The organism is Rhizobacter sp. P3_B12, assembly GCF_056402895.1.
This window is the reverse complement of the sequence record NZ_JBFUGN010000531.1, coordinates 1-4,264: the sequence shown is the minus strand read 5'-3', so window position 1 is coordinate 4,264 and position 4,264 is coordinate 1. Positions and strand designations below refer to the sequence as shown.

The 4,264-nt window shown below is 72.7% G+C and carries 6 protein-coding genes; 1 reads left to right on the top strand and 5 read right to left on the bottom strand.

Going from position 1 to position 4,264, the window contains the following annotated elements; all coding sequences use genetic code 11:
• From AC1D01_RS23030 to AC1D01_RS23020, 3 genes are all read right to left on the bottom strand, one after another.
• Positions 1 to 599 (bottom strand): YncE family protein (locus AC1D01_RS23030; protein WP_477870424.1); only part of this gene is annotated, 599 nt, incomplete at its 3' end.
• 58 nt (positions 600 to 657) lie between these two features.
• Complete coding sequence (locus AC1D01_RS23025) at positions 658 to 1,479, bottom strand: anti-sigma factor family protein (RefSeq protein ID WP_477870422.1); 822 nt, start codon at positions 1,477 to 1,479, stop codon at positions 658 to 660.
• On the bottom strand, positions 1,479 to 1,991 hold the full coding sequence (locus AC1D01_RS23020; RefSeq protein ID WP_477870420.1) for an RNA polymerase sigma factor: 513 nt from the start codon (positions 1,989 to 1,991) through the stop codon (positions 1,479 to 1,481). Before AC1D01_RS23020 ends, AC1D01_RS23025 begins: the two co-directional genes overlap by 1 nt.
• 79 nt (positions 1,992 to 2,070) lie before the next feature.
• Between AC1D01_RS23020 and AC1D01_RS23015 the strand changes: the two genes are divergently transcribed.
• On the top strand, positions 2,071 to 3,039 hold the full coding sequence (locus tag AC1D01_RS23015) for a DUF3616 domain-containing protein (RefSeq protein ID WP_477870418.1): 969 nt from the start codon (positions 2,071 to 2,073) through the stop codon (positions 3,037 to 3,039).
• A 3-nt stretch (positions 3,040 to 3,042) separates the two neighbouring features.
• Here AC1D01_RS23015 and AC1D01_RS23010 read toward each other — a convergent pair whose 3' ends face one another.
• Positions 3,043 to 4,017, bottom strand: coding sequence for a M28 family peptidase (locus tag AC1D01_RS23010; protein ID WP_477870416.1), 975 nt, complete (start codon positions 4,015 to 4,017; stop codon positions 3,043 to 3,045).
• Between the two features lie 95 nt (positions 4,018 to 4,112).
• Positions 4,113 to 4,262 (bottom strand): helix-turn-helix domain-containing protein, encoded by a 150-nt coding sequence (locus AC1D01_RS23005; protein WP_477870426.1) that lies wholly within the window; start codon positions 4,260 to 4,262, stop codon positions 4,113 to 4,115.
• Between the last annotated feature and the right edge of the window lie 2 nt (positions 4,263 to 4,264).

Below are 4,264 nucleotides of genomic sequence, written 5' to 3'. Positions count from 1 at the left end.
CCTTCGAGCTGGCGGCGCGCGAGCTCGACGTCGAGGATCGCGATGCGGTTCTCGCCGCGCAGCGTGACCCACAGCTCGCGGCCGTTGCGCGTGAAGCTCGGCTCGTGCGGCTCGCGCCCCAGCAGCAGGCCGCCGGACACGCGCTCGGCATTCGTCGACGGGCCGGCCGCCGGGTTCGGCAAGTTGCCGATGACGCGGCGCTGCGCCGCATCGATCAGGTACACGTTGCTGGAGCCGCGCCCGGTCGTCGCGAGCAGGCGGCCATCCGGCGACGGCACGGCGCCATGGGCGTCGATGCAGCCGTGGTACAGCGGCTTGTGGATCATCGCCGCATGCGTCGGCGCGACGCCGGCGGTGACGAAGCGGAACGGCGGACGCGGGTCCTCGTCGAAGCTCGTCAGGTTGATCGTCGACTCGACGGTGTTGCTGCGCGGGTCGATCACGACCAGCGTGTTCGAGTCCTCGTTGGTGATGAAGACGCGGTCGCGCGGGTCGACGCCGAGGGGTGTCGTCGGTGACGCGATGCCTTGCACCATCGCGGGCCAGGCGGCCGATGCCGAGCCGGCTGCGGCCAGCTTCAGGAGGTCTCTGCGTTGCATGGGAATGTGTGAGTGAAGGGACAGGGATGGAACAGGTGAAGGGAGGGAGGAAGCGGGTTCAACCCGGCGCCAGCTGCCGGTGCACCTCCTGCGCGACGCGCAGCAGGTCCTGCCGGTCGGCGCCACCGGAGATCGCGTAGCCGACCTGCCGGTCGACCCAGTAGAAGACGTTGACCGGCCCGTCCCGGCCGAAGCGGAACGCCGTCGTGGCGCCACCGGGTGCCTCGCGCGTCACGTACAGCGTCATGCGCTGGCCGATCGCGTCGTGGTACATGAACTGCGCGACCGGGCCGCTGTCGCCCGGCAGCAGCCGGCCGCCGATCAGCTCGTAGCCGACCGCCTTCAGCAGCGGTGGCCGCACCTGCGTGCCCAGGCGCTTCGACAGCCATGCCACCAGCGCCTGCTCCTCGTCGGCGCCGACCTCCACCGGCCGGCGGATGTCGGGGCTGTAGACGACATGCGCCACCGCGGCGCGGCGCGCGAAGCCGCTCAGGTCGTCGCCGGTCGAGGCCGAGCGCGCCCCGTCGACGAAGGCGGCGCGCACCCGCGCGTCGTCGATCGTGCCGCGCGCCCACCAGGTGGAGGCCGCACTCAGCAGCGCGATCGACAGGCCGGCCGCGAGGCTGCGCCACGGCCAGCGAGGCGCGGGCAAACGCCACTGCACCGGCTCATGCAGCACCGGATCGAGCAGGCGGTGCAGCGCCTCGTTCTGCTGCCGCCAGGCCTGCACGCGGGCCTGTTCGTCCGGGCGCGCAGCGAGATGCCGCAGCACCTCGGCATCGCGCGCCGGATCGAGCTGGCGGTCGACATGCGCATGCAGGTCGGCTTCGGTGACGGGGAGAGGCGGCCGGGGGCCGTTCGCGTGGAGATCTTGCGTCATCATTTCACCCGCTGGATCCTGGGTTGCACGTGGCCGCCCTGCAGTTCGGCACGCAGCCGTTCGCGGGCCCGCGACAGGCGCGACATCACGGTGCCGATCGGCACACCGACGATGCGCGCGACATCCTGGTAGCTCATCTCCTCGACGCCGACGAGCAGCAGCACCTCGCGCTGCTCGGCGGGCAAGCGTGCCAGCACGCGCTCCAGGTCGCGCAGCTCGAGGCCGTCGGTCTGCGTCGGCCGGTCGGGTGGCTCGGGCGGCTCGGCGTCGACCGCTTCCTCCGGATGGCTGCGCAGCGTGCGCACCCGGTCGATGAACAGGTTGTGCATGATCCCGAACATCCACGCCCGCAGCTCGCCGCGCCGCTGCCACAACCCGAACCGGCTGCAGGCGCGCTCCAGCGTGTCCTGCACCAGCTCGTCGGCGCGATCGCGGTCGCCGGTGAGCCCGCGGGCATAGCGCCGCAGGTGCGGGATGCCGGCGACGATCTGGGATTCATCCTCTGAGCGCATGAAGAAGTTCGAGGTAGCGACATCTGCACAGACGGGCGACGATCCCGGTTTATTCCGCAGGGCCGCGAAAATGAACCGGATGAAGACCCCACCCCGCCGCTGGATCGCCGGCACGCTGATGCTGTTCGCCGCGGCGAGCGCCAACGCCCAGGCGCCCGAACGCTACCGAGGGCTGTGCGACGCGTCGGCCGCCATCGCGCTCGACGCCCGGCACTTCGTGGTCGCCGACGACGAGCACAACAGCTTGCAGGTCTTCCGCCGCGATGCGCCGGATGCGGTCGGGCGGGTCGATCTCGACAGCTTCCTCGGCACCGGGGCCGGCCGCGAATCCGACATCGAGGGCGCGGCCGAGACCGGCGGCGTCATCTACTGGATCGCCTCGCACGGCCGCAACAGCGGCGGCAAGAAGCGCGACGAGCGGCACCGGCTGTTCGCGACCGAGCGCGTGCCCGGCGCCGCGCCGCCCACGCTGCGCCCGCTCGGCACGCCGTACACGCGGCTGCTCGACGACCTGCTCGACGCACCACAGCTGAAGGGCTACCACCTGAAGGACGCCTCGAAGCGGGCGCCCGAGGCACCGGGCGGGCTCAACATCGAGGGCCTGGCGGCCACACCCGGCGGTGCGCTGCTGGTGGGGCTGCGCAACCCGCTGCCGCGCGGGCGGGCGCTCGTCGTGACGATCGCGAATCCGGCGCAGGTCGTGCGCGGCCAGCACGCGCAGATCGGCAGCGTGTTCGAACTGCCGCTCGACGGCCGCGGCATCCGCAGCCTCGAGCGCGTCGGCAACGGCTACCTCGTCGTCGCCGGGCCGCCGGCCGATGAAGGCAGCTTCGCGCTGTACCGCTGGTCGGGCCGCGCCGGCGAGGCGCCGGTGCCGGTGTCATCGGTCGCGCTCGGCAGCCTGCGGCCCGAAGCGCTGTTCGAGTGGCCGGGGACGGGCGAGGTGCAGGTGCTGAGCGACGACGGCGGCATCCGCATCGCCGGCACCGAGTGCAAGACGCTGCCGCCGGCGCAGCGCGCGTTCCGCAGCCTCGTCGTCAGGCCCTGAACCTCAGAGGGCCCGCGTCACCGCCCACACGCCCTGCACCACCTGCGCCATGCGGCGGTAGTCCAGCTTCTCCCAGCTGTCGCCCGCCTCGTGGTAGTGGCGATTGCGCAGGAAGGCGGTGTCGGTGACCATCAGCGCCGGCATGCCGAGCGCCCAGTAGCTCAGGTGGTCGGAGAAGTCGATGCCCTGCAGCGCCGTCGGCGCATTGATCGATTGCACGCGCAGCGCGCTCGCGCCGGCCACCGCGGCCTTCACCTCGCGCGTGAGGCCGAAGCGTTCGAGCCGGCCGACCACCGCGATGAAGTCGCCGCGATCGCCGTACACCAGCGGCATGCCGGGCACCGGGTAGCGCTGCGAACCGGGCTCGTCGGAGAAGGTCCCGATCATCTCCAGCGCCAGCATCAGGCGCGGCTCGCGGCCGGCGGCGCGCAGCGACTGCGCGTGCACCGCGCTGCCCATGTCGGCACTGCGGAAGTACGGCGGCTCCTCGAGCGTGTAGGCGACGAGCTCGACCGGCCGCGGTGGCGGATCGCGCGCGAGCAGGCGCGCCAGTTCGAGCAGGCCCGCGACGCCGCTCGCGTTGTCGTCGGCGCCGGGCGTCGCGTCGCCCTCGCCACCGTCGTGCGAGTCGTAGTGCGTGCCGATCACGAGCGGTGCGCCGTCTGCCGGCCCGAAGCGCGCCACCAGGTTGCGGTGGCGGGCCTGGCCCACGGCGAACTCCTGCACGCGCACCACCGCACCGGACGCACGCAGCGCATCGGCCACGTAGTCCGCCGCCGCATCGAGCCGCCCGGACGGCCCCGCCGCGCGCGGGTGCAGGTCGACCGAGAGGCGGCGCACATGCGCCTTCAGCCGTTCGGCGTCGACCTCGGGGGCATGCGTCACCACAGGCATCACGCCAGGCTGCGTGACGGCGAACCATGCTGCGGCCAGTGCCGCGAGCACGCCGGCGAGAACGATCCAGAGCCCTCTCTTCATGCGCGATCCTTCGAAATCGGAAGCTCGCCATCGTGCCGACGGCAACGCATGTCGTGGCCCGGCATCCGACGACCGACCGATTCGGGGCCGCGACCTCAGGCCGGCGCGTCCCGACCGCCGGCCGCGCGCCGGAACCGCCCCGGCGTGATCCCCGCATGCCGCGTGAACGCGCGGTTGAAGGCCGCCTCCGAGCGGTACCCGACCGCCTCGCCGACCGCAGCGCTGTCCTGCCCGCCCTGCGCCAGCA

What these genes read in the sequence shown, in the direction of transcription:
- AC1D01_RS23025 (WP_477870422.1), bottom strand. Translation starts at nt 1,479, where the DNA reads ATGACGCAAGATCTCCACGCGAACGGCCCCCGGCCGCCTCTCCCCGTC.
- AC1D01_RS23015 (WP_477870418.1), top strand. Translation starts at nt 2,071, where the DNA reads ATGAAGACCCCACCCCGCCGCTGGATCGCCGGCACGCTGATGCTGTTC.
- AC1D01_RS23010 (WP_477870416.1), bottom strand. Translation starts at nt 4,017, where the DNA reads ATGAAGAGAGGGCTCTGGATCGTTCTCGCCGGCGTGCTCGCGGCACTG.
- AC1D01_RS23020 (WP_477870420.1), bottom strand. Translation starts at nt 1,991, where the DNA reads ATGCGCTCAGAGGATGAATCCCAGATCGTCGCCGGCATCCCGCACCTG.